Consider the following 25,828-nt stretch of genomic DNA (forward strand, 5'->3'; position numbering starts at 1 on the left):
CCGCGGTGCCCTGCCAGGAACGGTCAGGAACGGTCAGTCGAGCAGCGCCCGGACGGCCAGGCCGATGTACAGAAGGAGCAGCGGGACCGCGAAGCCGCCGAAGACGGCGGGCAGGACCGACTCGGGGCCGCCGATGCCGACCCCGGTGAGCAGTGGGCGGATCCACAGGAAGAGAAGGGTGGCCAGGACGGGGAGGGCGGTCTGGGCCAGGGGCCGCCAGGCCAGGTCGTGCAGCTCGTCCGCGCCCGCCGCGACGGACAGCGGCACCACGAAGCAGACGAAGAACAGGCCGAAGAACAGCAGCAGGAAGAGGCGCATGCCGCCGATCGTCATGCCGGTGTCGACGTGCTGGGAGAGGTCCTCGGTGCGCACCAGGGGGACCAGCTGGGGCGCCGACGGGGCCCACAGGACCTGCACCCGGTCGTCGGCGCGGGGCTCCTCGGCGGTGTCGGCGCCCCAGGCGGTGATCCGGCTGCCGTCGGGGAGGACGAGCTCCAGATCGGAGTCGTAGTGCGTCACCACGCCGTCGGAGTCCTCGACCTCCTCGGCGTCCGTCACCCCGACCACTGTCGCGGTGGACAGCACCGCGCCCGCGTTCTTGAGCGCGCGCACGGCCTCGCCGCCGTCCATCGCGTTCAGGGCGCCCGGGAGCGCGGCCGCGACCGGCAGCAGCAGGAGGACGGCGGCCAGGCGCACCCAGACCCAGGGGGCCGCGTCGAAGGTCAGCGGCACCCGGAACCGCGGCGGGGCGGCGTCCTTGGACAGGGAGACCCGGTGGCGCTCGCGCCTGGTCCACACCCGGACGGCCTTGGCCGCCCACAGCGCCGCCACTCGCAGCCAGAGCAGGCCGATACCGATCCGGCCGAGGGTGTCGAGCGTGGTCAGCGGCCGACGGGTCCCGCCGCCCAGGCCGAACGCCCATACGATTGCGACGGACAGGACCGCCCACGCGCCCACCGCGCTCACCCGCGCCACCCAGACCAACACGTGCCCCACCGCCCCCGACGTCGATCATCCGGGCGGGATCCTCCCACAGGAAGGTTTCGGGCCCGCGGTGCGGGCAAGTCGATCGGAGCGGGTCGGCCGGAGCGGGTCGGCCGGAGCGGGTCGATCCGAGCGGGTCGGTCAGAGCGGGTGGCCGGCGCCGTCGGTGTTCAGGCTCTGGGTGTTGAACCGGATCTGCCAGACGACCACCCGCCCGTCCGCGAACTCGCAGACGACGGCGCCGTCCTGCCAGGTGCCGTCGGTGTCGTACCACTGACTGCCCAGCGGGTCGCCCTGGTTGAGGTGCACGTCGTGGACACCGAGGCCGGTGGTAAAGCGCTGGCCGAAGACGTAGATCCGCTCGGCGGAGCGGAGCAGGGGCTCCAGCACGTCGAGTGCGTTGTCGCCGTTGCTGGCCACCCACGGGTACGCCGCGACGGGGCGGTTCGGCAGCTTGTGGAGCAGCGCCACCAGCCGGTCGGCCACCGTCGGGCCGAACGCCGGCGCGCCGACGGGCTGCTTCTGCAGCAGCGAGACCACCCGCAGCACCAGCCTCCTGCAGGTGCGCAGCCAGTCGGGGTCGCGGAGCAGCGGACTGCGGGCGTAGTCCAGCGCGCCGGAGGTGGCGGTCGAGTCGAGCCGTTGGAAGCCGTCGGACAGGTGGCCGACGGAGCCCAGGTCGGAGCGGTGCAGGCCGTCCACCAGCCGGTAGGACACGCCGATGCTACCGGGAGCGTCGACGTCGAGGGCGGCCTCGAAGGCGCCGGTGGGTGTCGCCAGGGTCAGGTGGCCGTGGTACCACTGGCCGAAGTCGTGCGAGGGGTCGCGCGAGAAGTCCTGGAAGGTGCCGACGGCCACGCCGTACAGGGGAAGGGGCATGGCCCAGGTTCGCACGCCGCGGGCCCGGGCGAGCCCAGGCGCGGGCGTGGCCCTGCTCCGGGCGTGGCCTTGTGGAGGAGCGGATGGGCCCGGGGGCGGATGGGTTCGGGGGCGGATGGGCCCGGGCGCCCCGGAGTGCGGGCGCCCGGGCCGCGGGCCGTCGGGTCCGGCTGGGCTCAGGAGGTTTCGGGCGGGCTCAGTAGGTGAGGAGGCCCGGGTCGGAGAGGCCGGGGGCACCGGTCTCCACGTGGCCGGCGAGGCGGCGGACGAAGTCCGCCGTCACGGAGGAGGTGACGGTGACGTCGTACCAGTTGCGGCAGCCGCGCAGGTCCACGGTGCACCCGACGGTCGCGCCCCGGCGGACGGTGACGCTCTGCGGGGCGCCGCCGTAGGCGTTGGTGACGGTGAGGACGGCGTCGGCGCCGGCGGGGTTGGTGAAGGTGAGGTCGAGGTTGCCGGTGGTCGGGTTGTGGCGCGCGGTGACCTCGGGCCCGGCGGTCTTGCCGGGGTTGCGGAAGCGGCGCAGGAAGCCGTTGGGGCCGTGCACGGTGAGGTCCGTGACGCCCTTGGAGTAGGTGGTGTTCCAGGCGTCGGAGATGTTCTTGCCCGCCTCCGCGGTGTAGGTCCACGGGCCGTCGGTGCGGTTGGGCGAGGTGACCAGGAACTGCGCGCCGGCCGCCGCCCCGCCGCTGAGGGCCAGGCGGTACTTGCCGGTCGAGATGTCGGCCGAACCGTCCACGTACGGCGCGTACTTGAGCGGACGGGTGGGCTTGGCGCCGGCCTCCTGCTTCGGCATGGTGCCGACGGCGGGCGGGGCGGGCACGTAGTCCGGGTGCCGGTTGGCGTCCTGCGGGCGGTAGCCGGTGGTGGACGGCAGGGCCGCGGGCGCCGGGTTCGAGGCGGTGAAGTCGAAGGCGGTGGTCAGGTCGCCGCAGATCGCGCGCCGCCAGGGCGAGATGTTGGGCTCCAGTACGCCGAAGCGGCGCTCCATGAAGCGGATGATCGAGGTGTGGTCGAAGGTCTCGGAGCAGGTGTAGCCGCCGGTGCTCCAGGGTGAGACGACCAGCATCGGCACCCGCTGGCCCAGGCCGTAGGCGCCGGCGCCGTAGCCGATGCTGCCGCCGTAGTAGTCCGTGCCGGTGGCGACGGTCGACAGGCCCTGGGAGGCGGAGGAGGGCGGGAACGGCGGCACCACGTGGTCGAAGAAGCCGTCGTTCTCGTCGTAGGTGATGAACAGCGCCGTCCGGGCCCACACCTCGGGGTTGGAGGTGAGCGCGTCCAGGACCTGCGAGATGTACCAGGCGCCGTAGTTGGCAGGCCAGTTGGGGTGCTCGGTGAAGGCCTCGGGGGCGGCGATCCAGGAGATCTTCGGGAGCGTTCCGGCTTGCACGTCGCGCCGCAGGTGGTCGAACAGGCCGTCGCCCGCCTTGGCGTTGGTCCCGGTGCGGGCCTTGTCGTACAGCGGGCTGCCCGGCTTGGCGTTGCGGTAATTGTTGAAGTACAGCAACGAGTTGTCGCCGTAGTTGCCGCGGTAGGGGTCGTTGATCCAGCCCCAGGAGCCGGCCGCGTCCAGGCCGTCGCCGATGTCCTGGTAGATCTTCCAGGAGACGCCGGCCTGCTCCAGCCGCTCGGGGTAGGTGGTCCAGCCGTACCCGGCCTCCTGGTTGCCGAGCACCGGGCCGCCGCCGGTGCCGTCGTTGCCGGTGTGGCCCGTCCACATGTAGTAGCGGTTCGGGTCGGTGGAGCCGATGAACGAGCAGTGGTAGGCGTCGCAGAGGGTGAACGCGTCGGCGAGCGCGTAGTGGAACGGGATGTCCTGGCGGGTCAGATAGGCCATCGTGGTGGGCGTCTTGGCCGGCACCCACTGGTCGTACTTGGCGTTGTTGAACGCTTTGTGGCCGCCGGCCCAGTCGTGGTTGAGGTCCTGGACGAACTGCATGCCCAGGTTGTCCACCTGCGGGCGGAACGGGAGGATCTCCTTGCGGGCGGAGTCCGTCTGGTACCAGACCGGCTTTCCGCTCGGCAGGGTGACCGGGCGCGGGTCGCCGAAGCCGCGCACGCCCTTCATCGCGCCGAAGTAGTGGTCGAACGAACGGTTCTCCTGCATCAGCACGACGATGTGCTCGACGTCCTGGAGAGTCCCGGTGGCGCCGGCCGGGGCGATCGCGGCGGCACGCGCGATGCTCTGCGACAGCGACGAGAACGCGGCGGTGGCGCCCGCCAGTTGGAGGAAACGGCGCCGGTTCAGCTCAGCCATGGGTGGGAGACCTCTGCCTGTCATGGGGGGTGGAGGAACGGTGCCTGAAGAGGACAGCGGCTACGGGGTACGTCCGGGCCGACCGCCGGTGTCCGGTTGCTGTACGTCAGAAGAACGCCTCGACTTGTATGGACATCCTGTGGCGCCCTGGGGGGAGTGCGGCAGGGGCCGTGCGCCGGTTGTGACGGGCGTCACGGCTGGCCGCGCGGCTCCCGGGGGGCCGCGGGTGCGCGGTCGAACGGGGAATCCGCGGTTCTGTGAGAGGGTCGGCCCATGGAACAGCGCATTCTGGGACGAACCGGCCGATCTGTCACGGTCGTGGGACTCGGCACCTGGCAGCTCGGTGCCGACTGGGGCGATGTCCGCGAGGAGGACGCCCTGGCGGTGCTGGACGCCTCGGTCGAGGCCGGCGTCACCCTCTTCGACACCGCCGACGTCTACGGCGACGGGCGCAGCGAGCAGCTGATCGGCCGCTACCTGAAAGGCCGACCGGATGCGGAGGTGTTCGTCGCCACCAAGTTCGGCCGCCGGGCCGAGCAGCGCCCGGAGCACTACAATCTCGCCAACTTCCGAGCTTGGGCCGACCGTTCGCGGCGCAATCTGGGCGTCGACCGGCTCGACCTGGTGCAGCTGCACTGCCCGCCGACGCCCGTGTACTCCGATGACGAGGTGTACGACGCGCTCGACACCCTGGTCGCGGAGCAGCGCATCGCCGCGTACGGCGTCAGCGTGGAGACCTGCGCCGAGGCGCTGACCGCGATCGCCCGCCCGGGGGTGGCCAGTGTGCAGATCATCCTCAACGCCTTCCGGTTGAAGCCGCTGGAGGAGGTGCTGCCGGCCGCCGCCGCGGCCGGGGTCGGGATCCTGGCGCGGGTGCCGCTGGCCTCCGGCCTCCTGTCGGGCCGGTACACCGCGCAGACCCGGTTCGCCGCGGACGACCACCGGACCTACAACCGCCACGGCGAGTCCTTCGACCAGGGCGAGACCTTCTCCGGTGTCGACTTCGAGACCGGCGTCGAGGCGGCCGCCGCGTTCGCCGGACTCGCCCCCGCCGGTGCGACGGCGGCGCAGACGGCGCTGCGCTGGGTCGTCCAGCAGCCGGGCGTCACCGCCGTCATCCCCGGCGCCCGCAATCCCGCGCAGGCGGTCGCCAACGCGGCCGCCGCCGGGATCCCGCCGCTGCCGGACAGCACCCTGGCCGCCGTCCGCGAGCTCTACGACGCGCGGATCCGCCCGCTGGTGCACGACCGCTGGTAGGCGCGTGACGGTCGGCCGCCGGTCCGCCCGCTGCGCAATGCCGGGTTCGGCGTGTCCGGCTGCATGCCCGTCCTCGGCGCCGGTTTCGGTGCCCGGTTTCTCGGCGCGTCACCCTTGAGGCCCAAAGTAGCCGTTTAACTGGAGTTAACCTGTCATTTAGTAATTAGACTGATTTGCATGCTGTCTGATCATGGCTCTCTCCTTTTCTCGGTCACTGCCACGCTGCGCGCGGCGGGCCTCCCGCTGGCCGACGCGGTGCTCGGGACCGGTGGTGCCATGGTCTCCGACGGGGTCCACGGCGTGATCGTCTCCTGGCAGGCCGCGTCCCGGGCTCCGGTGTCCGGCGCGTCCGACCCGTCCGGCGCGTCCGACCCGGCTGACCCGTCCGAGGCCGACGGCGCGCGTTTGCAGGGGGGTGCCGCTGTCCACTCGTGGCATTTCCAGGCCACCCTCCGCGTCGCCGCGCTGCTGGCCGAGGTCGGCTTCCACAGCGAGCACCTCGGCGACCGCGTCCTGGTCAGCGGCGGCAACGCGGGCTGACCGGTCGTCCCGATCACCCCTCCTGGCCGAGGTGTTCCCGCGCGCTGCGCGGGTGCGGTTAATTCCCCTTGCTGCAGAGGAATTGACTGAGCGTCAGGCAGTTGGCCCGGCCTTTCGGCGGGCCGGCTCGCCGTCCTCCCGAGCCCGTGTGTCCCCGGTCGGGTGGTCGCCGGCCCGGGTCGTCCTCGGCTGTGTCGCCCTCCTGATCTGGTCGGCGGCCTCGGCGGGTTCGGTCGCGTAGCGGTGCATCAGCCGGAGCTGGGCCTCGGGCGTCACGGCCTCGCTGCCGGCGTGGAGGTCCCGCAGCTCCCGGAAGTACCGGACGTACGGGTCGGGGGTGAAGGTGCTGAGCATGACGGCCGGTTCGTCGCGGACGTTGGCGAAGGTGTGCGGTGCTCCCGGCGGCACGACCACCAGGGTGCCCGCGACCGCGTCGTGCTCCTCGTCCCCGACGGTGAACCGCACCGAGCCGGAGACGATGTAGAAGCCTTCGTCGTGCCCGGCGTGGCGGTGCTGCGGCGGACCCGGTGTGTGCGGGGCGATGACGGACTCGGCGATGCCCAGGCGGTGTCCGGTGGTGCCGCCGTCCTCCAGGATCCGCATCCGGGTGGTGCCGAGCAGGACGGTCTCGCCCTCGCCCGGGCCGACCACGGACACGGTGCGGAGGGGGGAGGCGGTGGGCACGATGGGGACCGCAGGGGCGGTGGGCACGGTGGTGGGCGGGCCGGCGTTCGGTGTTTCGGTCATGCCTCGATTTCACCGCCGGGGTGGGCCGTCCGTCCAAGACCCGTTCTGTGGCAGCCGATACCGCGCCGGTATCGTTGCGGGTATGGAGCTGCGGACGCTGCGCTATTTCGTCGCGGTCGGCGAGGAACTCCACTTCGGCCGGGCCGCCGCCAGACTGCACATGAGCCAGCCGCCGCTGAGCCGTGCGATCCGACAGTTGGAGAGTGAGCTCGGAGCCGTCCTGCTGAACCGCTCGGCCACCGGGACCACGCTCACCCCGGCCGGGGAGGCCCTGCTGACGGAGGCACGGGAACTGCTCGACCGGGCCGAGCGGGCCCGCGCCCGGGTCGCCGCGGCCGCCGGTCCGGCGTCGCTGACCGTCGGCATCCTGGCCGACAGCTCCGACCTCGGGGTGAACCGGCTGGCCGCCGCCTACCGGCAGAAGTACCCCGAGGTGGAGGTCCGGGTCCGCGAGACCGACCTGACCGACCCGACCTGCGGGCTGCGTGCCGGGCTGGTCGACGTCGCGCTGACCCGCGGCCCGTTCGAGGAGACCGGTCTGGCCGTGCGCGAGCTGCGGGCCGACCCGGTGGGGGCGGTGCTGCGCGCCGACGATCCGCTCGCCGGCCGCGCGCGGCTGCGGCTGGCCGAGCTGGCCGAGCGGCGGTGGTTCCAGTTCCCGGAGGGCACCGATCGGCTCTGGCAGGCGTACTGGAACGGCGGTGAGTGCCGACGGGGCCCGGTCGTCCGCGCCGTCCAGGAGTGCCGGCACGCGGTGCTCTGGAACGGCACGGTGGGGATGGCCCCGCTCGGGCACGAGCCGCCCGCCGGACTGGCCGTCGTGCCGGTGGCCGACATGCCGCCGAGCCGGGTGGTGGCGGCCTGGAACGCGGGGGACCCGAATCCGCTGGTCCGCTCTTTCGTCCGCATCGCCGCAGCCGTGTACGGGGCCTGACCTACCGTCGGTGGGCGGTCGTTCAGCGGCTCGGCAGGCCGTCGGTAGTTCGTCCACAGGTCTGATTTCCGGATTGCCGGATTGTTGAATTCTGTTACACCGGAGCACCAGTGACGGATCGTCATGCCTCGGGCGCGGAACATCTCGGATCGAATGGAGGTGCGGTAAAGGACTTCCAAAGGAGATGTGACATGTGCCATGGTACTGATCACCGCTCCCCACCGGTCACGACGGAACTCCATCAAGGCACCGTCGCCCTTTGGTCCTCGCCCCCACCGGTCGCGTCCCCAACGCGACTGAACCAAGGCCCGGAGGCCCCCACGTGAGAACCGCACGTCTGTCGCACCTGCGGCAGTTGGCAAGACTCCTGACGCTCGCGCTCTCCCTGGTCCTGACGATCGGCCTGTTCGCCCCACTCGGGCAGGCCGCATCCGTCGCCGCGCCCCCCGTCGCCGTACCGCCGGCCACCCGGGACGCCGCAGGAGCCCACCCGGCTCCCGCCGACCAGCTCCCGCCGCCCGGCGTCGAGCAGGTCGAACAGACCGACAACGCCGCCGCGGTACCCGCCGAGCACAACGGCGCCCTCACGTCCGCCGACATCGGGCCCCGCCACGACTTCGCCCCCTGGCGCACCCGGCAGCCGGCGGCCAAGCAGTCCGGCCGGGGCGCGGCAGCCGGCGAGGTGTCCGCCGAGGACTCGGGCGAGGCCGTGGCGTGCGACCCGACCGCCTTCGGGCGGACCGGTGCGGAACTGGTCAAGCTCATCAAGTCCGTGGACATGAACTGCGTCGACAGCCTGTTCCGGATCGAGCCCCGCTACGCGGCCGCGGCCTTCCGTGAGTCCCAGATGCTCACGGTCACCGACGCCGTCCGCGAGGCCGCCGTCGCCTACCAGGGCAACAACAGCGGCTCCATCCAGCAGCTGATGTACTACCTGCAGGCCGGCTACGCCGTGCAGTGGGTCAACGCGGCCGCGGTCGGCCGCTACGACCGGCTCCCGGCCGCGATCTACACCGGCGTGCAGGCCTTCTTCGCCAACCCGCACGCGCTGGACGCCACCGCCGAGAACTCCGGCCCGCTGATGAACGCCGCCACGCTGGCCGACGTCCCCCGCGAGCCGCTCGCCTACCTGCCGATCGTCAAGCGCCTGCTCACCGCCTACAACAGCGGCGCGTGGGACAAGAACAACCTGATGTGGTCGCTCAACCCGGCGTTCCTGGTGCTCTTCCGGGGAATCCGGAGCGAGGACCCGGCCTTCCGCGCGGCGCTCCAGGCCGACCCGGGCGTGATCGACGCGGTGGCCGCCTTCGCCAACCGGGCCCTCGTGCACGCCGCCGGCCCCTTCGACCCCGTGCTCACCAACTCGATCAAGGAGTTGAGCCGGTTCCTGTTCTACCCGGAGCTCCGGCCCAAGGTGCGGCCGTACCTCCAGGCGCTCACCGCGAAGTTCGAGGTCACCGGCCCCACCCGGAACCAGCGCGCGGCGGCCGCGATCGGCGTGCGCAGCTACGAGCCGGAGAACTGCGCCTTCTACGGCACCTGCCAGGACACGGAGCGCTTCAGGGCCGCCTACCTGACCAACGTCAAGCAGTGCAGCCCGAGCATCCGCGTCCTCGCCGAGGCCATGGCCCAGGCCGAGCTGGACGACACCTGCACCAGCCTCAACGGCCAGGACGCCTACTTCCACGCCGTGGCGCGGGACAACGGCCCGGTCGCGGACGACCGCAACAGCACCATCGATGTCGTCGTCTTCGACAACTCGGACGAGTACAAGGCGCTTTCCCCGGTCATGTTCGGCAACTCCACCGACAACGGCGGCATGTACCTGGAGGGCGACCCGGCCGGTGCCGGCAACCAGCCGCGGTTCGTCGCCTACGAGAAGACCTGGGGGGACCGCACCAAGTTCGAGATCTGGAACCTCAACCACGAGTACACCCACTACCTCGACGCGCGCTTCAACATGTACGGCAAGTTCGAGCTGGCCGACCCCACTCCGGTGGTGTGGTGGACCGAGGGCATCGCCGAGGTCGTCGCCGACTCCTACCTCAGCGTCGTGAACACCAAGGCCGTCGAGCAGGCCGCCCGGCACACCTACCGGCTGAGCGACCTCTTCGACACCTACTACGGCGACGAGGACCGGACCTACCGCTGGGGCTACCTCGCCGTCCGCTACATGCTGGAGCGCCACCGGCCCGACGTGGACACCCTGCTCGCCCTGTACCGCAAGGGCGACTGGGCCGGCTCCCGCACCCTCCTCAAGTCGACCATCGGCACCCGCTACGACGCCGACTTCGACACCTGGCTGACCTCCTGCGCGGGCGGCGAGTGCAAGAACACCCCGACCTTCCCCAGGCTCACCGAGTGCGCGGGCGGTGACCTCCGCAAGCTCGACCGCAACTGCGGCCGGAGCAACCTGGCGGCGACCACCGGCAACTACGCGCACTTCTACCTCCTGGTGCCGGCGGGCACCCGCCAGATCCGGGTCACCACCAGCGGCGGCACCGGCAATGGCGAGCTCTACTACAACCCGTACGGCTGGGCCTACACCAACGCCTACACCACTCGCTCCGCGGGCCCGGACAACTCCGAGTCCCTCACCATCACCAACCCCCCGGCGGGCTACGTCTTCTTCAGCCTGTACGCCCAGCAGGGCTTCAACGGGGTGAGCGTCACCAGCGAGTTCTGATCCCCTACCGGCCGGGCGCCGCGCGCGCCCGGCCACGGATCACGGAGTCAGTACTGACCTGGTGCTGACCGCCCCGGCAGCCGGCCGGGGCGGTTCCCTCCGTTCGGGGCTCAGCCGTCGATCCGGTGCTCCCGCCAGAACGCGGCGAGGTCGACGGGGGAGACCGCCTGGGCGGCGGCCTTGAACGCGGCGGTGGTCGAGACGCCGTACCAGTGGGCCCGGGCGTAGTCGCGCAGCAGGGCGGCCATCGTGTCCTCGCCCAGCAGCCGGCGCAGCTCGTGCAGGGCGCAGGAGCCGTGGTCGTAGACGACCGCCTCGTACCGGTCGGGGTGCGCGTCCCAGTGGCTCATGGGCGAGGTCAGCCGCTCGTCCTCGGACTCCCAGCGCGCGGCGGCCGCACAGTCCTCGTCGGCCCCGCCGAGGACGAGGTCGGTGGCGTACTCGCTGAAGGACTCGTCCAGCCAGGGCGCGCGGTACTGGTCGTCGCCGACGATGCCGTACCACCACTGGTGCGCCAGCTCGTGGACCAGCGCGGAGGGCTTGACCCGGTCGAGGACGAAGCCCGGGTACTCCATGCCGCTGAACCAGAAGGCGTTGTCGAGGACGACGGCCAGCTCACCGTACGGGTAGGCGCCGAAGCGGGCGGCGTGCGCGTCGATCGCCCCGCGCGCGAGTTCCAGCATCCGGCCCGCCTCGTCGGCGGTGACGTCGGGGGTCGCGAACACGCCGATCCGCACGCCGCCCGCCGACCGGCCCGTGAGCCGGGTGAACGGACCGGCGGCCCAGGCGAAGTCGCGGACCTGGTGGGCGCTGACGGTGGTGACGGTCCGGCCGGGCCCGCCGGGCGCTTCCACGGCGCTCCCGGTGGCGGGGACCAGCAGGTCGGAGGGGTGGTCCAGGGTGACGGAGTAGTCGGCCGCGAGGGAGTAGAAGGACTCGCCGTTGCGGGTGTACGGATCGAGGTGCCAGCCGTCGCCGTCCAGGACGGCGAGCGTCGGCAGGGCATTGCCGAGGATGCTGTACGCGCCGTCGCGCCCGAAGCGGTCGAGGCCCTCGGGGACGTCGACGGACAGCTCGAAGTCGAGGGTGGCGGACTCGCCCTGCCGCAGCGGCCGGGGCAGCGGCACCCGAAGCGTGGTGCAGTCCGCCGTGGCCGTGCCGGTGATGCCCGTCAGCCTGACGGCGGGCGCCGCGCACCCGCCGCGGGCGTTCCCCCAGAGCCGCAGGTACACGGCGGACAGCGGTTCGGGCGCGACCTGGGTGAAGCCCACCCGCTGGCGCCCCCGCCAGGCGGCACCGGTCGCATCGCTGCGCAGCGTCACGGTGTGGGTGACGGCTGCCGGGGTCCGCGGGCCGTCGCCGGACGTGCGGGACCCGGTGGTGGCGTGGCCGGTGAGGTGGGGGCCGGTGGTGGCGTAGCCGGTGAGGTGGTGCCCGGGTGGGGCGGCGGCCACCACCGACAGGAGCACGGCGAGGACGGCGAGGACGGCGTTCAGGGCGGGCGGGCCGTGGCGGCGTCGCATCGGTCGTCGTGGCTCCTGTCGGTGGCGGCCGGTGAGCGGGCGGGTGGTGCGGGTCGGGCAGGTGGGGCGTGGAGCAGGTGGGGCGTGGAGCAGGTCAGGCGGGTGAGGGCCGGTCAGGCGGGTCGGGTGGCGCCGCGGTGGCGGGCCAGGACCCGCTGGACGGCGCGGTCGACCGCGGGCAGGGAGGCGGCGAGGTCGGTGTAGACCACCTCCTCCACCTCCGCCACCGTGTGCAGCCCCTGGACCAGGAAGGTGTACTCCCGGCCGCGTTCGAGCAGCAGCACGATGGGCTTGCCGAAGGCGCTGGCCCAGCCGATCTCGATGTGCGTGCCGGGGGAGGCCGGGGAACCCGGCAGGGCGACGAAGAGCTCCGCCTTGCGGATCTCCTCCTGGTCGAGCGCGGTGCACTGCTCGGGGCGCATCAGTTCGGCGCCCCAGGCCTCCCGGCGGTGGGCGTTGTGGACGGCGACGCCCTGCGACTCGAAGTGCTTGATCAGCAGATCGAAGGGCTCCCGGGCGCCCGGCGGCATCTCGCCGGTCTCCGGGTCGAGCAGTTGGATGAACGGCCCGGCCAGGAACAGGGTCCGGGGCGGGGAGGCGAGGTCGGTGGTCATGGCGCTCAGTCCTTGAGGAAGCACTGGATGTAGGCGTCACCGCTGGTGCCGTGGGTGTACTCGGTGGTGTCGTACGCGGTGTAGGGGTGGCGCTCGACCCGGATCGAGCGGAAGTGCGGGGTGTACTGCCAGCGCAGCTCGGGCTTGGTGCTGAAGAAGGGGATGAACACCCCGCCCGGGCGCAGCACCCGGACCACCTCGGGCATGGTGCGGGCCCACAGCTCGGCGTCGGTCCACACCTCCATGTCCAGGGCCGGGTCGAAGAACATCCCGTCGATGCTCTCCGAGGGCAGCTCGAAGACTCGCCGGAAGAAGTCCCCGCGCTCGACGGTGAGGTTCTCGGGCACCTGGGGGTGCTGGGCGCGGAAGAGGTCCTCGACCTCGTCGAAGAGTTCCAGCACGGTGTGGCGGCGGGTGGCCGGGTTCTTGGCGATCCGCAGGGCGGACAGGCCGAGGCCGAGCCCGACCTCGTAGAAGTCCTGGCCGTACTCGCAGAGCAGGTCGGCGCTCGCCCACATGAGGTCGCGCTCCCAGGCCTGCATGGCCTGCTCCCCGCCGATGCTGAGGGTCACCTCGCCGTTCTGCTCGATGAGCTGGATGTCGGGCTTGGCGCCGGGCTTGGTGCTGCTGCTGGTGCTGGTCATGGCAGTGGTGTCCTCGGAGTGTGCGGTCGGGTGGCGGGTCAGCCGGGCAGGATGCCGAAGTGGCGCCGGGCCGTGGAGACGGCGAGGTCCTGGACGGCGAACACGGTGAAGTAGTAGGCCTGCGGGGCGGTGGCCGGGTCGAAGCGGACGCGGAACCCGACGTCCGTCGGCCGTCCGGCGACGGCGCGGACCTTGGCGTGCTCGGGTTCGACCGTGGCGTCCGCGCGCAGGTAGCTCGGGACGAACAGGCCGAGCCGGACGGGCCCGGTGCGGGCGGCGGTGAGTTCGGCGCGCACCTCCAGGACGCCGCCCTGCGGTGCGTCGTCGGCGCTGTGGGCGAGCAGCGAGGGTGCCTGCGGCAGCCGGAAGGTGACGTCGCCGCAGCGCATACAGACGGCGCAGACGGTGTCGAGGATCTGCGGGAGCAGGCCGCGCCGGGTGAATTCCTGGGCCGGGCGCCCGCAGTGGCAGGTCACCTCGCGCACCTCGGGGTCCAGCGAACTGCGGTCGCCGAAGTGCGCCGGGTAGTTCATCAGCTCGTCCTCGGGGTCCGCCGCGACCTGCCCGGCCAGCACGTGGTCGAGCGACTGCAGGTCGGCGGTGAGCGAGGCCCGGATCTCGTCGGCGGACTGGTCCGCGAGGTGGGTGGGCCGGGCCACCCAGAGGTCCACCTTCCGGGCCAGCTTGGTCAGCCGGGGCCGCAGGGCGTGGTTGTGCGGGAGGAGTTCCGAACCGAGCAGGGCGTTCAGCCGGCGGCCGACGGTGAGCAGCAGCGGGTCGGGCCGGTGGTCGGCCGGCTCGGGCGCGGGCGTGGTCGCGTCCGGCAGGCCGAACCGCAGGAAGGCCGGGTACGGGTGCGAACCGGCCAGGCTGGCGTTGAGGGTGTCCACGGTGTCGCCGCCGGTGAGGGCCGCGCGCATCCAGGCGACGTTCTCGGGCCGGTCGGAGTCGTGCACCGAGACGGCGGCGACCACGGTGCGGGCCGGACCGTCCAACGCGTTGAGCAGCAGCTGGTACTTTGGGTCGTACAGCGCGAGGTCGGCCAGCGGGCCGCTGTTGCAGGCGCTGAGCACCACCTCGACGGCCGGCACCCGGTGCAGCGGGACGAGCTTGTCCTCGGGCTTGTAGCAGGGCAGCCCGTAGGAGCAGCGCGGGCCGAGCAGCCCGGGCCGGGCCTCGGCGGCCGGGCTGAGGCCGCAGATGGTGAACTCGCCCAGGTTGACGCTGTCGTCCTTGCCGTGGCCCTGGAAGGCGACCTTGCGCCAGCGGGTGCCGAGGATCGCGGCCTGGATGTCGACCCGCTCGAAGTCCCGGTCGTCGTGGACCTGGACGCCGGGCAGGTGCGGCGGCCGGTCGGTGTCGGTGAACAGTCCGACCGCCCCGACCGAGTCCGCCGGGCGGGCGTACTGCTTGGCGACGCTCCAGGCGAGCGAGGCGGCGTCGCGCCCGCTCAGCAGGGTCAGGGCGTGGGTGCGGCTGCGGTAGGTGGCGAACAGCAGGGAGCGCACCGGGTCGAGGGTGAGGTGGTCGTAGCAGCCGACCAGCAGCAGGCTGCCGGGACGGTCGCTGAGGAGGGCGGCGGTGTCGGTGAGCCGCTCCTCGGGCAGCCACTCGGTGGCCAGCGGTCCGGCCAGCTCGGCGAGGCCGTCCGGGAGCCGGTCGGCGCCGAGGACGATGCCGAGGTCGAGCGGCCGGGGGCGGTGGAGGGCGTCGTAGAGCTGCTGGGCGAGGTCGAGGCTCTGCGCCAGGTCCGCGCGGCCGTCGACCGGGACCGGTACCCCGACGGTACCCGGGGCGAGCCCGGGCGGGGCGGCCGGGGCGGCCAGGAACTCCTTGACGGCGGAGGGGTATTGGGCGAGCTTGACGGGCCGGAACAGTCGGCCTTCGGGTTTCATCGTCGGTGACCTCGTGGGCGGGAGGGGAGCGGTGGGTGGCACCCGGGCGGCGGGCGGCGCCGGCCGGCGGGTGGTGCCGGGGCCTGCGCCGGCTCTGGCGCGGGGGCGGGCACGGGGGTAGCGGTGGGGCGGCCGGTCATGCGGCGCACTCCGTCGCGGTCGCGGTGCCCCGGTCGAGCAGCGGGCGGACGGCGAAGGCCAGGACGGCGGCGCCCAGCGCGACGGCGAAGGCGACGGCGAACACCCCGCGGGCGCCGAGCGGCTCCACCAGCAGCCCGCCGGCCTGCTGGCCCACCGCGTCGCCGAGCACGGTGGCCAGCGACGCCCAGGTGAACGCCTCCGCCAGTGAGCCGTTCGGTGCCACCGCACCGACCAGGGTCATCTCGACGGCCGACACCAGCGCGATCGGCGCGCCGCCGACGGCCAGGGCGAGGGCGAGCAACGGCTGCGAGGTGGCTGCCAGGGTCAGGCCCGTCCCCAGCGCGTAGGCCAGCACCAGTCGCGGGAAGCGCACCGCCGCCGGGAGGTCGGACTGCGAGCGCCCGAGCCAGATCGCGCCCAGCGCGCTGCCGACGCCCCAGCAGGCGTACACGGCGCCGGTGCCGCCGGGGGAGCCGTGCGCCGCCACGAAGGCCGGGATGCCGAGGGTGAGCAGCCCGATCGGCACGGCGCTGGCCGCCATGACAGCGGTGAGCGCCAGCATCGGCGGGTTGCGAAGCGGGCCGAGGGGGTCGCGCCGCTCGCCGCCCGGGTCCGGGTCCGTCCCCGGCGGGAGCCGGACCAGGGCGAGCCCCAGCGCACCGGCGCCGCCGAGCGCGGCCACGGCGGTGACGGCCAGCGCGGCCGAGCCGGCCAGCATCAGGGCGGCCAGCATCAGCGGGGCCCCGATCACCAGGACCTCGGCGAGGATCGCCTCCCAGAGGTAGGCGGTGTCCCGCTCGGTGTCGGCCAGCGGCAGCCGCGCCCAGAGCGAGCGCATGCAGGCGTTGGCCGGCGGCAGGGCGATCCCGGCGGCGGTGGCGGCGGCCAGCTGCCCCCAGGAGCCGGGCCTGGTGGTCCAGGCCAGCGCGGCGAGCGCCGCCGGATAGCACAGGCCGGTGGCGAGCAGTACGGGCCGCCGGCCGTCGCGGTCCAGCCGCCGGGCGACCAGCGGCCCGCCGACCGCCATTCCGGCGGTGTAGAGCGCGCTGGTCAGACCGGCCTGGGCGAAGCTGCCGCCCTGCTCGCGGACCACCAGCACGGTGGCCAGCGACATCAGGTAGACCGGCAGCCGGCAGACCAGGCTCCACCCCGCCACCGCGGGCACGTGCGGCCGGCGCAGCAGCGTGCCGAAGCGGCGGGCCAGGGTGTCCCGGTCCGGGGTGGAGGTGCTCACCTGGTTCAACGGGCTCCTTCCCGGGCGGGTACCGGATCGATCACGGGTGCCGGATCCATCACGGGGACCAGGTCGGTCACGGGGACCAGATCGATCACGAAGGCGCCGAGCACGTCGCGCATCCGCCGCTCCACCTCCTCGATCGAGACCCCGACCACATGGACGTACCCGGAGGCGTTGTGCGAGGCGCGTCGGGCGGAGACGGTGTCGCCGACCCCGACCTTGAGAACGGCGTCGACCACCCCGGGGGCACGCAGCAGTTCCTCCGCCGGGGTGATCCGGCGGACCGTCCCGGAGCCGGGCAGCGGTAGCAAAAGGTCGCCCGCGCAACGTCTCTGACGATAGCTCAGATCTGGTGCGAGCCCCCGGTAGACGTCCAGGGTGGCGCCGAAGACGTCGAAGCCGTACGCGTGTCCGTGGTTGGCCGGGATCTCGCAGCCGGCCAGCCGCAGCCCGATCTCGCCGGCGTACAGCTCGCCGTCGACGAGGAAGAACTCCATGTGCGCGTAGCCGTGGTCGATGTCCATGCCGGTGACGACGGTCTGCAACAGCGCCCGCAGGTCCACCGGCGGTGCCTCGTCGGTGCCCACGCTGATGTTGGCGTTCATCGCTCCGTCGACGATGTCCAGTGGACGGCAGGGCATCGCGCTCGGCCAGGCGTCCAGGACCTCGCCCCGGTGGATGACCGCGCACACCTCCCACTCGGTGCCGCCGAGGAACTGCTCCACGATCCAGTCCCGGGCGGTGAGGTCGAGGCCGTTCAGCGCCTCGGGGCCGTCCAGCCGGTGGGTGTCCACGCAGGCGAAGGAGTCCACCGGCTTGAGCACCAGCGGCCAGCCGTGCTCGGCGGCGAAGGCCGTGATCCCGGCGGCGTCCCGGACCCGGGTGAACGCGGCGGTGCGCAGGCCGAGTTCGCGGAAGCGGCGCTTCATCGCGGCCTTGTCGCGGACCCAGGCCACCTGCTGCTCGCTCAGGTGCGGCAGCCCGGCGAGGGAGGCGAAGCGCTGGGCGAGCGCCTGCCGCGGCTCGGACGGGTTGCAGAACCGCTCGGGCGCGACGGGGAGTTCGGCGGCGGCCCAGGCGCGGTAGCGCTCCGCCTCCCGCTCCAGCGGCTCCCCGGCCCGCACCCAGAAGGCGGGCAGGTGGGCGGTGCGGCGCAGGTGGTCCTCGGAGAGGTCGGCGCGCAGCTCCTCGAAGCGCAGCAGCACGAGGTGCTCGGGGAGCGTGCGGGCCGCGTACCGGGTGAAGGTGGACGGCCGGTCGTCCACCATGAGCAGCACCGGGCCGCTGCCGCTCACACCGTCTCCGCTCACACTGTCTCCAGGACGCGGCGGATCGTCTTGACCGCGGCCGCCTGCTCGGACTCCGGCAGTTCGGGGGAGAGCGGCAGGCACAGGGTGCGGTCCAGCAGGTCGCGGGTGCGGGCGAAGCCGTCCCGGCTGAGCCGGAGCGGCCCCTCGGGGGCGTGGTTCCAGGGGAAGCCGTCGGCGTACAGTGAGCGGCGGCCGGTGAGCACCGGGTGCTCGGGCAGCAGGTACTTGCCGAGCGTCCAGTGGGCGATGCCCTCGGCGGTGAGGGCCGCCACGGCGGCGTCCCGCAGCTCCCGGGACTCGCAGCGCAGCCGCACGCTCACCTTGACGTCGCCGCGGGCGCGGGGCAGCGGCCGGATGTCCGTGCGGCCGGGCAGCTCGGCCAGGGCGAGCGCGTACATCCGCTCCAGCCCGGCCAGTACCTCGTCCAGGTGCCGGAACTGCTGGCACTGGACGGCCGCGACCTCCTCGCTGGTGACGAAGTTCTCGCCGTAGTGGGCGTCCTGGTCCCAGGTCGGGTAGTGGCCGGGCACCCGGGCCGAGCCGTGGTCGTGGTAGCAGCGCATGGTGGCCCCGGCCCGCTCGTCGCCCGTGACCACGAGGCCGCCCTCCCCGGAGGTGAGCACCTTGTTGTGGTGGAAGCTGAACACCCCGGCGTAGCCCGCCGTGCCGACCTCCCGGCCGTCCGGGAACCGCCCGCCGAGGGTCTGCGCGCAGTCCTCGATCAGATAGGGCACCCCCTCCGGCAGCGTGGCCACCGAGCCCTCCATGTGGGCCACGATCACCCGCTGGGCGTCCGGCGGCAGCAGGGTCCGGTCCAGGGCGAGCGACTCGTCGGCGTCGACCAGCACCGGGATCAGCCCGCAGGACAGCACGGCTCCGGCCACCGCGACGAAGGTGACGGCCGGGATGTACACCGGGTCGCCGATCGAGGGGCGGGTGGAGATCAGCGCCAGCCGCAGCGCCTCCGTGCAGTTGTGCACGGCCAGCGCGTGGGCGACGCCGAGCCGCTCGCCCACCCGGCGCTCCAGCCGGGAGGCCATGCTCTCCTGCTCGGTCTGGTAGCGGAACAGCACCTGGTGGTCGATCACCTCCTTGAGCTCCGCCATGTCCGACCAGTCGAGGTAGTTGGCGCCGTAGGGGAGGAAGCGCTGGCCTTGCCGCTGGTGGAGGGTCATCGGGCGTCCGTCTCCGTGATCGGGTGCGTCGAGGCGTCGACGTGCAGCTGCTGGCCGCGGAAGTTGTGCAGCAGCAGGCCGCCGTCGGGCGTCTCGGTGAAGGAGGGGCGGGAGACCGGGATCTTGCCGATCTTCGTGGTGAGGACGTACTGCGGGACGCCGAACCCGGTGATGTGGCCCTGGAGGCCCTCCATGATCTCCCAGCCCTTCTCGACGGAGGTCATGAAGTGCGCGACACCGGTGACGTTGTCGCAGTGGTACAGGTAGTACGGGCGGACCCGGATGCGCAGCAGTTCGGTCATCAGCCGGCGCATGGTCGCGACGTCGTCGTTGATCCCGCGCAGCAGCACGGTCTGGTTGCCGACCGGGATGCCGTGGCGCAGCAGCCGGTCCACGGCGGCGGCCGACTCGGGGGTGATCTCCTTGGGGTGGTTGAAGTGGGTGTTCAGCCATACCGGGTGGTAGCGGGAGAGCATCGTGCAGAGCTCCTCGGTGATCCGCTGCGGCAGCAGCACCGGGAAGCGCGAGCCGATCCGGATGATCTCCACGCTGGGGATGGCGCGCAGCCCGGCGACGATCTCCTCCAGCCGGCCGTCCTGGTAGGAGAGCGGGTCGCCGCCGGTGAGCAGCACGTCCCGGATCTCCGGGTGCTCGGCGATGTAGCGGAAGTCCTCGTCGTAGGCGCCGCCCTCGTCGTCCCGGAAGTAGCTGCCCTCGAGGTCGGTGGTGTGGAACTTGCGGGTGCAGTGCCGGCAGTAGACCGGGCAGGCCTCGGTGACGAGCAGGATCACCCGGTCCGGGTACTTGTGCACCACCCGGTTGGTGCGCCGGTAGAGGGTGTCCCCGACCGGGTCGACCTCGGCGCCGGGGAACTCCAGCAGTTCCTCGGCGGCGGGCACGGCCTGCTGGCGGACCGGGCAGCGCGGGTCGTCCGGGTCCATCAGCGAGGCGTAGTACGGGGTGATGCTCCAGCGGTAGCGGCCGGCCACTCCGGCGATGGCCCGCTCCTCGCCCTCGGTGAGGTTGATCCACTCCCGGGCCTTCTCGACGGTGTTGACGCGCTTGCGCATGTGCCAGCGCCAGTCGTCCCACTCGGCCCGGTCCGGGGCGGGCCTGGCCGGGGGCGGTCCGGTGGTGTCTTCGCGGTCGGTGGGGGCGGCGTGGGACATGGCATGGCTCCGTACGAGGGGGGACGTCGGCCGACGGCGCCGGGCTCGGCGACTGAGGCGACTGCGGCGGGCTGGCGGGGATGGCGACTACGGCGGCGCGAGCAGGAGTTGGCGGACGGTCCGGGCGACGCCCTGCGCGCCGCGCAGATCGTCGAGCCCGGTGCCGACGGCGCCCCACTGCTCCGCGGCCGGCGGCGGCTGCCAGAGCGCGGGATCGGTGGGGTCGGTGGCGCGGGGCACCGGCACGAGCCGGGTGACCCGCTCGGCGAGGTCCCGCTGGGCGGGGCCGAGCGCCGGGAGGAAGGCGAGCGGTGCGCGCCGGGCCTGGGCCAGCGCGACGGCCGCCCACGTCGGCGAGGCGAGCAGGAGCTCGGCGCGGGCGTGCAGTTCGTCGGCGTCGGCCTCGGCCGCCGCGTCGACCGTCACCCCGGGCAGGCCGGCGGTGGCCTCGCGGACCGGGTCGAGCCCGGTGTCCCCGACCACGGCGCAGGAACCGGTGCGGCGCACGGCCTCCCGGACGAGCGCGGGCAGCGGCCCGGCGGCGAAGGATTCGGCCTCGGGCGGCGGGACGCCCCAGAACGAGAGCAGCAGCAGGGTGCCGCGCCGTTCCCGCCGACGGCTCAGCCGGGCCGGCGCCAGCAGCCCGGTGGGCCGCTCGCCGGCCGGGTGCTCCAGCCAGCCGGGCCACTGGGCGCGGGCGAGCATCCGGTCGGCGGGGAGCGGGCCGAGGGCGGCGCCGGGGGCCGAGCGCAGGTGCAGCACGGGCACCCCGAGCCGGGCGAGGCGCGCGGTCGTCGCCTCCTCGTCGCAGACCAGCGCGGCGCCGGGCAGGGTCTGGCCCGGCAGCGCGTGCCCGTTGTCGGTCGACCGGGGCAGGTCACCGAGATGGGCGGCCACCCGGCGCAGCGCGAGCACGGAGTCCAACTGCTGCTCGCGGCAGGCGAGCAGCAGGGTCGGACCGGTGGTCGGCACCGCCGGACCGGTGGTCAGTACCGCCACGGTGCCACCTCTCCGAGCCGGGCCACGTCGTCGCTGTAACCGGCCGCGGTGGTCGAGCAGCCGCTGCACACCCGGGGTCCGTGCTCGCGGAAGTGGTCGACGTGCTCCCGGAAGGCCGGGGTGTCCAGCAGCAGTACGCCGTTCTCCCGGATCGGCGCGCCCCCGGGGCCGTCGGCGTCCTCCCGGTGCGGGATGCAACTGCAGGCGTGCATCCGGCCGCGCCGGCCGTCGATGTAGATCACGTCGTCCGTGACGTGGCAGAGCGGCAGTGAGGCCCGGGGCGGGGTGGACTCCTCGAAGTAGCGCCACTGCTCCTCCGGGGTGTCGCCGTAGAAGCGCTTGCCCATCGGGACCAGCCCGCTCTGCGGACCCGCCTCGTAGAGCGGGTCGCAGACCGCCCGCACATGGTCCGGGTCGGGGTAGCGGATCGAGCGGTCCAGCTTGAGCGCGGACAGCTCCCACTGCCGCACCCCGGCCTCCGTCAGCACCCGCCGGAGCTCCGGCATCTCGGTGTAGTTGTGCGGCCCGACGACGGTGTTGACGCGCGGCAGCACTCCCAGCCCGTCGGCCAGCCGCAGGCCCCGCAGCCCGGCGTCGAACATCCCGGGGGAGCGGCGGTAGGTGTCGTGGGTGGCCGCCGACGCGCCGTCCAGGCTGACGATCACCTGGGCCAGCCCGGCCGCCGCGAGGTCCTTCACGAGCTTCGGCAGCAGCGAGCCGTTGGTGATCAGCGACATCCGCATGCCCGCCTCGGCGCCGGCGCGCACCAGCTCCACGACGTCCGGATGCATCAGCGGCTCGCCGCCGGTGAACCGGACGTACTTGACCCCGGCGGCCCTGGCCTGGGGCAGCAGCTCGGCGAAGTCGGAGCGGGAGAAGCGGAAGGTGTCGCGCGAGAGCGCGAAGTCGCACATGAAGCAGTCGGCGTTGCAGGCTTCGAGGATGCGGATGAACAGGTAGCGAGCGCGCGTTGGCGTGGTGGCGGACACCCGGACCCCTTCGTGGTCGGTGGCGGTCGGACCGGTCGGACGGATCAGCGGGCGGGGCCGGCGGCCCCCAGGACTTCGACCAGCGCGTCGGCGACCTGGGCCGCACCCCCGGTGCCGACCTCGGCCGTCAGCGCACCCCAGTCGGTGCCGGGCTCCCGCTCCACCCGGCGCAGCGCCTCGGCGAGCAGGCCCCGCACCACGGCGGAGGTGGCGCGCCGGTGCTGCTGGGCGGCCCGGGCGATGCCGCCGTAGATGAGCTCGAGCGCGCGCCCCTCGCCGCCGGCCCGCAGGGCCAGCGCCTCGTCCTCGGCGAACACCTCCTTCGGCCAGACCACGCGTGACCCGCCTCCCACGGCCCGCTCGTGGAAGCGGCCGTTGAAGATCTGGCTGAGGTTCTGCGGCGGCAGGCAGACCGTCGGGACGGCCAGTCGGCCGGCCTCCAGCAGCGTGGTCAGACCGGGGGAGGCCAGCAGCACGTCGCACTCGGCGAGGCGGTGGAGGAAGTCCTCGTGGGCGAGCGCGCCGACCGTGGTGGCCGCCGGCACCGGACAGGAGTCCACCAACTGCCCGGCCAGCCAGGCCGGGAGGTTCCCGGCCACGTGCACCTCGTCGAAGCCGGAGACGGCCAGTGCCTCCAGTGCGGCGGGCAGCACCAGCTGCGGATAGCTCGCCCAGTCGTCGAGCTGGGGCGCGCGCAGCCCGCCGAGGCTGACCAGGGCCCGGCGCGGACGCGGACCGGGAGCGGCGCGCCGGTCGGCCCCGCCCCCGGCGATCACCGCGTCCACCCAGCGCAGCCGCCGCACGTCGGCCAGCACCCCGGTGCACTCCGGCGGCAGGTCGACGCACCGCTGAGCGCAGTAGACCTCGGCGTCCAGGGGGAGTTCGGCGCGGTCCCCGTCCGTCCAGAGGAACGGCAGGCTGTCCACGAAGACCACCGGGACCCCGCAGTCGCCGAGGGCCCGTGCGAGCCCGCCGTCCAGCACCACCAGCGCCGCCGCGACCCGCTCCTCCCGGACGATCCGCGCCAGCTCCCGCTCCGGCTCCGCGCCCGGCAGGTCGAACCAGCGCTCCACGGGCGAGCCCGCCAGCACCGGCCGACCCAGCCCCGAGGCCAGCCCGATGAACCTGGACCGCTCGCCGCCGCGGGCCCGCAGGGCGGCCAGCACCGCACTCAGCTTCCCGGAGCTGCCCCAGCCGAAATCCACCCCGGCCACGGCAACCGTCCGGCTTTCTCCACTCGCCCGCATCCGCCCCGCCTCCTCCCGCGCCGGCCCGTCCCGGTCGACCACCGCGCCCTGTCGCGCATGCTTCGTAGTCTTAGCACCCCGACAGGACAGGATGGTTGGCCCACGGACTGATTCGCCCGCTACTCCACCCCGGCAGGTGAACTTCGTCATCGCCGTGTTGACGTACGGCCGTTGAATCCCCGGCGCCTCCCGTGGACGCCCGGCATGCCGCATCCCCCGCGCCTGCCCGGAGGTGTCGCCGGTCGGGGCGAGCCGTGGTCGGGGCGGCCTCCCGGGGCGACGACAGGGGGCAAATCTTCAACGACGGGGACATGACATTTTGGTGATCGGTACCGGTGAAACGTCACATAGCACCAGGAGACGCTTTCCGCCGACTGCTAGTTTCCCGGCTGCCGGATCCCCGGCGACCCGGCCGACCACAAGTCGGCACCGCCATCGCACCGTTGACACGAAGGGACCCTCCACGTGACCGTGCGCAAGCTGACGCTGTCAGCCGCCGCGACAACGACCGTGCTCCTCCTCTGCGGAAGCATCCTGGGCGCGACCTCGGCCACCGCGGCCGGCGCGGCGCCCACCGCGCCCACCACGACCACCACGACCATCGCGCCCGCCACCGCCCGCGCCGACATCCCTGATGCGCCCAGCGTCCCCGGCGTTCCGACGACGCTGGCCCCGCCGGCCACCGGCACCACCTCCGAGGCCACCGTGGTGAGGCCGGCGCAGGGCAGCGCGCCCGCCACCGCCACCGAGGCCCCGGCGCTCGCGCTCTCCTCCTACGACCCGAAGGCCGGCACCGCCGTGCTCGCTCCGGCCAGGGCGGACACCGAGAAGACCGAATCCGCCGAGGCCGCCGTCCAGCCGGGCCAGCTGATCGACAGTCCGCCCACCCCGGCCGCCCCGCACGGCGCACTGGTCGCCGTCACCGGCGTCCAGCCGGCCGCCGACGGGACGGTGGCCGTCACCACCCGCCCGGCGACCCTCCCCGAACTGCTCGGCGCGACCAGCGCCGACCTGCACAGCGCGATAAGCCCCGCCGCCTTCGAGGTCAAGCCGTGGATCAGCGGCCTCCAGGTCACCACCGACCTCGGCCCGACCTCCGGCAGCGGCTCGGTCTCCGGCGGCCTCGGGCTGAGCGCCGACGCCACCGTCCCGCTGCCGGGCGGCTCCTCGGCCAAGCTCTCCGGCTCGGTGGAACTCCACCCGGCCGTCGACTTCTCCTACCGGGGCGGCCTCGGCCTGATCGACCCTCAGCAGGCCCGGATCGGCTTCACCCTGGGCGCCCACGCCGACTGGCACGTCAGCGCCGCCCTCACCGGCAGCACCGGCCCGGTCCGGATCGCCCTGGCCTCGTACAACGCCAGCCCGGTGGTCATGGTCGGCGTCCTGCCCGTGGTGATCAACCTGGCCTTCACCCTCTACGCCGACATCAGCGCCGACGGCACCGTCACCCTCGACGCGGAGCAGGCGTACGACGGCACCTGGGGCGTCCACTCCGACTACGTCAAGGGCCCGGGCTGGACCACCACCACCGACCCCGGCACCTCCACCGTCTCCCCGCTGCGCCTCGACCTCCGGGGCTCCGCCACCGCGAAGGCCGGACTGCTCGCCGAAGCCTCCGTCGCCCTGTACGACACGGTCGGCGTGAAGGCGTCGATCGAGCCGTACCTGCGGGTGGCGGTGAACGGTTCGGTGGTCCTGGACGCCGCCCACCCCGAGCCGGAGGTCAACGGAACGATCGCCCTCTACGGCGGACTCGACATCAACGGGGCGCTGATGGCCCGCCTCGTCATCCTCGGCACGCCGGTGCTCGAACAGGACCTGCCGTTCCTCGCCTTCCACCGCGAGTGGCCGATCACGTCCTGGAGCACCGGGCAGTCCCCGGTCCCGATGGTGAACTGGACCACGCTCAGCGCGAGCCTGATCGACGACAACCAGTCCGCCTACCTGCGGACCCGGCCGGACTGGGACCCGTCGGCCCTCAAGGCCTCCTGCCCCGACGGCAGCCGGCTGCTGGGCCTCGCCCACGGCAGTGACAACGGCCTGTGCAGTGACGTCACCCGCGCGAACCTCTGGGACGCGAACCACGGTTACGTCGTCGACCACGGCGGGACGTACGTGAACACCGACTGGGCGCCGGGCTACGCCAAGGCGCAGTGCCCTGCCGGCTCCTTCGTCTCCGGCTACAGCCGCAACGGCCGGACGCTCGGTGTGCTCTGCGCCGAGTCCGCCACCCCGCTCGGCACGGCGAGCCGCACCCTGTGGTTCGACTCCGGCGACAACCGCCCGGCGGTGGCCGGCGGCGGCGACTTCGCGTACGGCTTCGGCAAGGGCCAGTGCGCGGACGACGAGTTCGTCGCGGGGGTGGCCTACGGCCAGCCCTGGTGGCAGCTCTGGGCGGCGCGGCCGTACGCGCTGCTCTGCCAGAAGCTCGCCTGACTCCGGGGCCACCCGGCGGCGGCCGGTTCGGGGACCGCCGCCGGGTGGCCGGGGAAGGATTCCGGGGCGAACGCCGCCGCGCTCCCGGTCGGCGCCGACAGGTCGGCCGGAGCCCGACTCCGATGTGCGAGCACGAGTCGCGAGCTCGGCCACGGCCGGCGGTGG

At 73.3% G+C, this 25,828-nt stretch carries 20 protein-coding genes; 5 read left to right on the forward strand and 15 right to left on the reverse strand.

Features of this window, described 5'->3' with window-relative positions; genetic code table 11:
• Positions 1-33: 33 nt before the first annotated feature.
• From SM793_RS21450 to SM793_RS21460, 3 genes are all read right to left on the reverse strand, one after another.
• On the reverse strand, positions 34-996 hold the full coding sequence (locus SM793_RS21450; protein ID WP_320439861.1) for a hypothetical protein: 963 nt from the start codon (positions 994-996) through the stop codon (positions 34-36).
• Positions 997-1,125: 129 nt separating this feature from the next.
• The gene (locus SM793_RS21455) at positions 1,126-1,863 is read right to left on the reverse strand and encodes a DUF2278 family protein (RefSeq protein ID WP_320439862.1); all 738 of its coding nucleotides are present in this window, start codon (positions 1,861-1,863) and stop codon (positions 1,126-1,128) included.
• 196 nt (positions 1,864-2,059) lie between these two features.
• Positions 2,060-4,120 (reverse strand): phosphocholine-specific phospholipase C, encoded by a 2,061-nt coding sequence (locus SM793_RS21460; protein WP_320439863.1) that lies wholly within the window; start codon positions 4,118-4,120, stop codon positions 2,060-2,062.
• Between the two features lie 273 nt (positions 4,121-4,393).
• Between SM793_RS21460 and SM793_RS21465 the strand changes: the two genes are divergently transcribed.
• Positions 4,394-5,377: an aldo/keto reductase gene (locus SM793_RS21465; RefSeq protein WP_320439864.1), complete on the forward strand. Its 984-nt coding sequence runs from the start codon at positions 4,394-4,396 to the stop codon at positions 5,375-5,377.
• 177 nt (positions 5,378-5,554) lie between these two features.
• A complete protein-coding gene (locus tag SM793_RS21470; protein ID WP_320439865.1) occupies positions 5,555-5,917 on the forward strand; it encodes a hypothetical protein in 363 nt (120 codons plus the stop codon).
• A 93-nt stretch (positions 5,918-6,010) separates the two neighbouring features.
• Here the strand turns inward: SM793_RS21470 and SM793_RS21475 are convergent, their stop codons facing one another.
• On the reverse strand, positions 6,011-6,664 hold the full coding sequence (locus SM793_RS21475) for a cupin domain-containing protein (RefSeq protein ID WP_320439866.1): 654 nt from the start codon (positions 6,662-6,664) through the stop codon (positions 6,011-6,013).
• Between the two features lie 82 nt (positions 6,665-6,746).
• On the opposite strand from SM793_RS21475, the gene SM793_RS21480 reads away from it, so the two are divergent.
• Both SM793_RS21480 and SM793_RS21485 read left to right on the forward strand, forming a co-directional pair.
• Positions 6,747-7,598, forward strand: coding sequence for a LysR family transcriptional regulator (locus tag SM793_RS21480; RefSeq protein ID WP_320439867.1), 852 nt, complete (start codon positions 6,747-6,749; stop codon positions 7,596-7,598).
• Between the two features lie 322 nt (positions 7,599-7,920).
• Positions 7,921-10,284 (forward strand): M9 family metallopeptidase, encoded by a 2,364-nt coding sequence (locus SM793_RS21485; protein ID WP_320439868.1) that lies wholly within the window; start codon positions 7,921-7,923, stop codon positions 10,282-10,284.
• Positions 10,285-10,394: 110 nt separating this feature from the next.
• Here SM793_RS21485 and SM793_RS21490 read toward each other — a convergent pair whose 3' ends face one another.
• From SM793_RS21490 to SM793_RS21540, 11 genes are all read right to left on the reverse strand, one after another.
• Positions 10,395-11,807, reverse strand: a complete 1,413-nt coding sequence (locus tag SM793_RS21490; RefSeq protein WP_320439869.1) for a M1 family metallopeptidase — start codon at positions 11,805-11,807, stop codon at positions 10,395-10,397.
• A gap of 113 nt (positions 11,808-11,920) precedes the next feature.
• On the reverse strand, positions 11,921-12,421 hold the full coding sequence (locus tag SM793_RS21495) for a nucleoside 2-deoxyribosyltransferase (protein WP_320439870.1): 501 nt from the start codon (positions 12,419-12,421) through the stop codon (positions 11,921-11,923).
• Positions 12,422-12,426: 5 nt separating this feature from the next.
• A complete protein-coding gene (locus SM793_RS21500; protein ID WP_320439871.1) occupies positions 12,427-13,065 on the reverse strand; it encodes a class I SAM-dependent methyltransferase in 639 nt (212 codons plus the stop codon).
• Between the two features lie 38 nt (positions 13,066-13,103).
• Positions 13,104-14,960 (reverse strand): hypothetical protein, encoded by a 1,857-nt coding sequence (locus tag SM793_RS21505; protein WP_320439872.1) that lies wholly within the window; start codon positions 14,958-14,960, stop codon positions 13,104-13,106.
• A gap of 136 nt (positions 14,961-15,096) precedes the next feature.
• Positions 15,097-16,335 carry an MFS transporter gene (locus SM793_RS21510; protein WP_320439873.1) on the reverse strand — a complete coding sequence of 413 codons (1,239 nt, stop codon included), beginning with the start codon at positions 16,333-16,335 and terminating at the stop codon, positions 15,097-15,099.
• Positions 16,336-16,340: 5 nt separating this feature from the next.
• Positions 16,341-17,648, reverse strand: a complete 1,308-nt coding sequence (locus tag SM793_RS21515) for an ATP-dependent carboxylate-amine ligase (protein ID WP_320439874.1) — start codon at positions 17,646-17,648, stop codon at positions 16,341-16,343.
• Positions 17,645-18,823 carry a DegT/DnrJ/EryC1/StrS family aminotransferase gene (locus tag SM793_RS21520; RefSeq protein ID WP_320439875.1) on the reverse strand — a complete coding sequence of 393 codons (1,179 nt, stop codon included), beginning with the start codon at positions 18,821-18,823 and terminating at the stop codon, positions 17,645-17,647. The genes SM793_RS21515 and SM793_RS21520 overlap by 4 nt, the downstream gene beginning before the upstream one ends.
• Entirely contained in the window at positions 18,820-19,992 is a 1,173-nt protein-coding gene (blsG, locus tag SM793_RS21525) for an arginine 2,3-aminomutase (RefSeq protein ID WP_320439876.1), read from the reverse strand. The genes SM793_RS21520 and blsG overlap by 4 nt, the downstream gene beginning before the upstream one ends.
• Before the next feature lie 87 nt (positions 19,993-20,079).
• A complete protein-coding gene (blsF, locus tag SM793_RS21530) occupies positions 20,080-20,991 on the reverse strand; it encodes a CGA synthase-related protein (protein ID WP_320439877.1) in 912 nt (303 codons plus the stop codon).
• Positions 20,979-21,980, reverse strand: a complete 1,002-nt coding sequence (blsE, locus tag SM793_RS21535) for a cytosylglucuronate decarboxylase (RefSeq protein ID WP_320439878.1) — start codon at positions 21,978-21,980, stop codon at positions 20,979-20,981. Before blsE ends, blsF begins: the two co-directional genes overlap by 13 nt.
• Before the next feature lie 44 nt (positions 21,981-22,024).
• Positions 22,025-23,194 carry a hydroxymethylcytosylglucuronate/cytosylglucuronate synthase gene (locus tag SM793_RS21540; RefSeq protein WP_320439879.1) on the reverse strand — a complete coding sequence of 390 codons (1,170 nt, stop codon included), beginning with the start codon at positions 23,192-23,194 and terminating at the stop codon, positions 22,025-22,027.
• A gap of 498 nt (positions 23,195-23,692) precedes the next feature.
• Here SM793_RS21540 and SM793_RS21545 point away from each other — a divergent pair, with 498 nt between their 5' ends.
• Positions 23,693-25,663 (forward strand): hypothetical protein, encoded by a 1,971-nt coding sequence (locus SM793_RS21545; RefSeq protein ID WP_320439880.1) that lies wholly within the window; start codon positions 23,693-23,695, stop codon positions 25,661-25,663.
• Positions 25,664-25,828: the final 165 nt, after the last annotated feature.

Origin of the sequence: Kitasatospora purpeofusca (assembly GCF_034043715.1) — a bacterium.
Classification (GTDB): Bacteria; Actinomycetota; Actinomycetes; order Streptomycetales; family Streptomycetaceae; genus Kitasatospora; species Kitasatospora purpeofusca_A.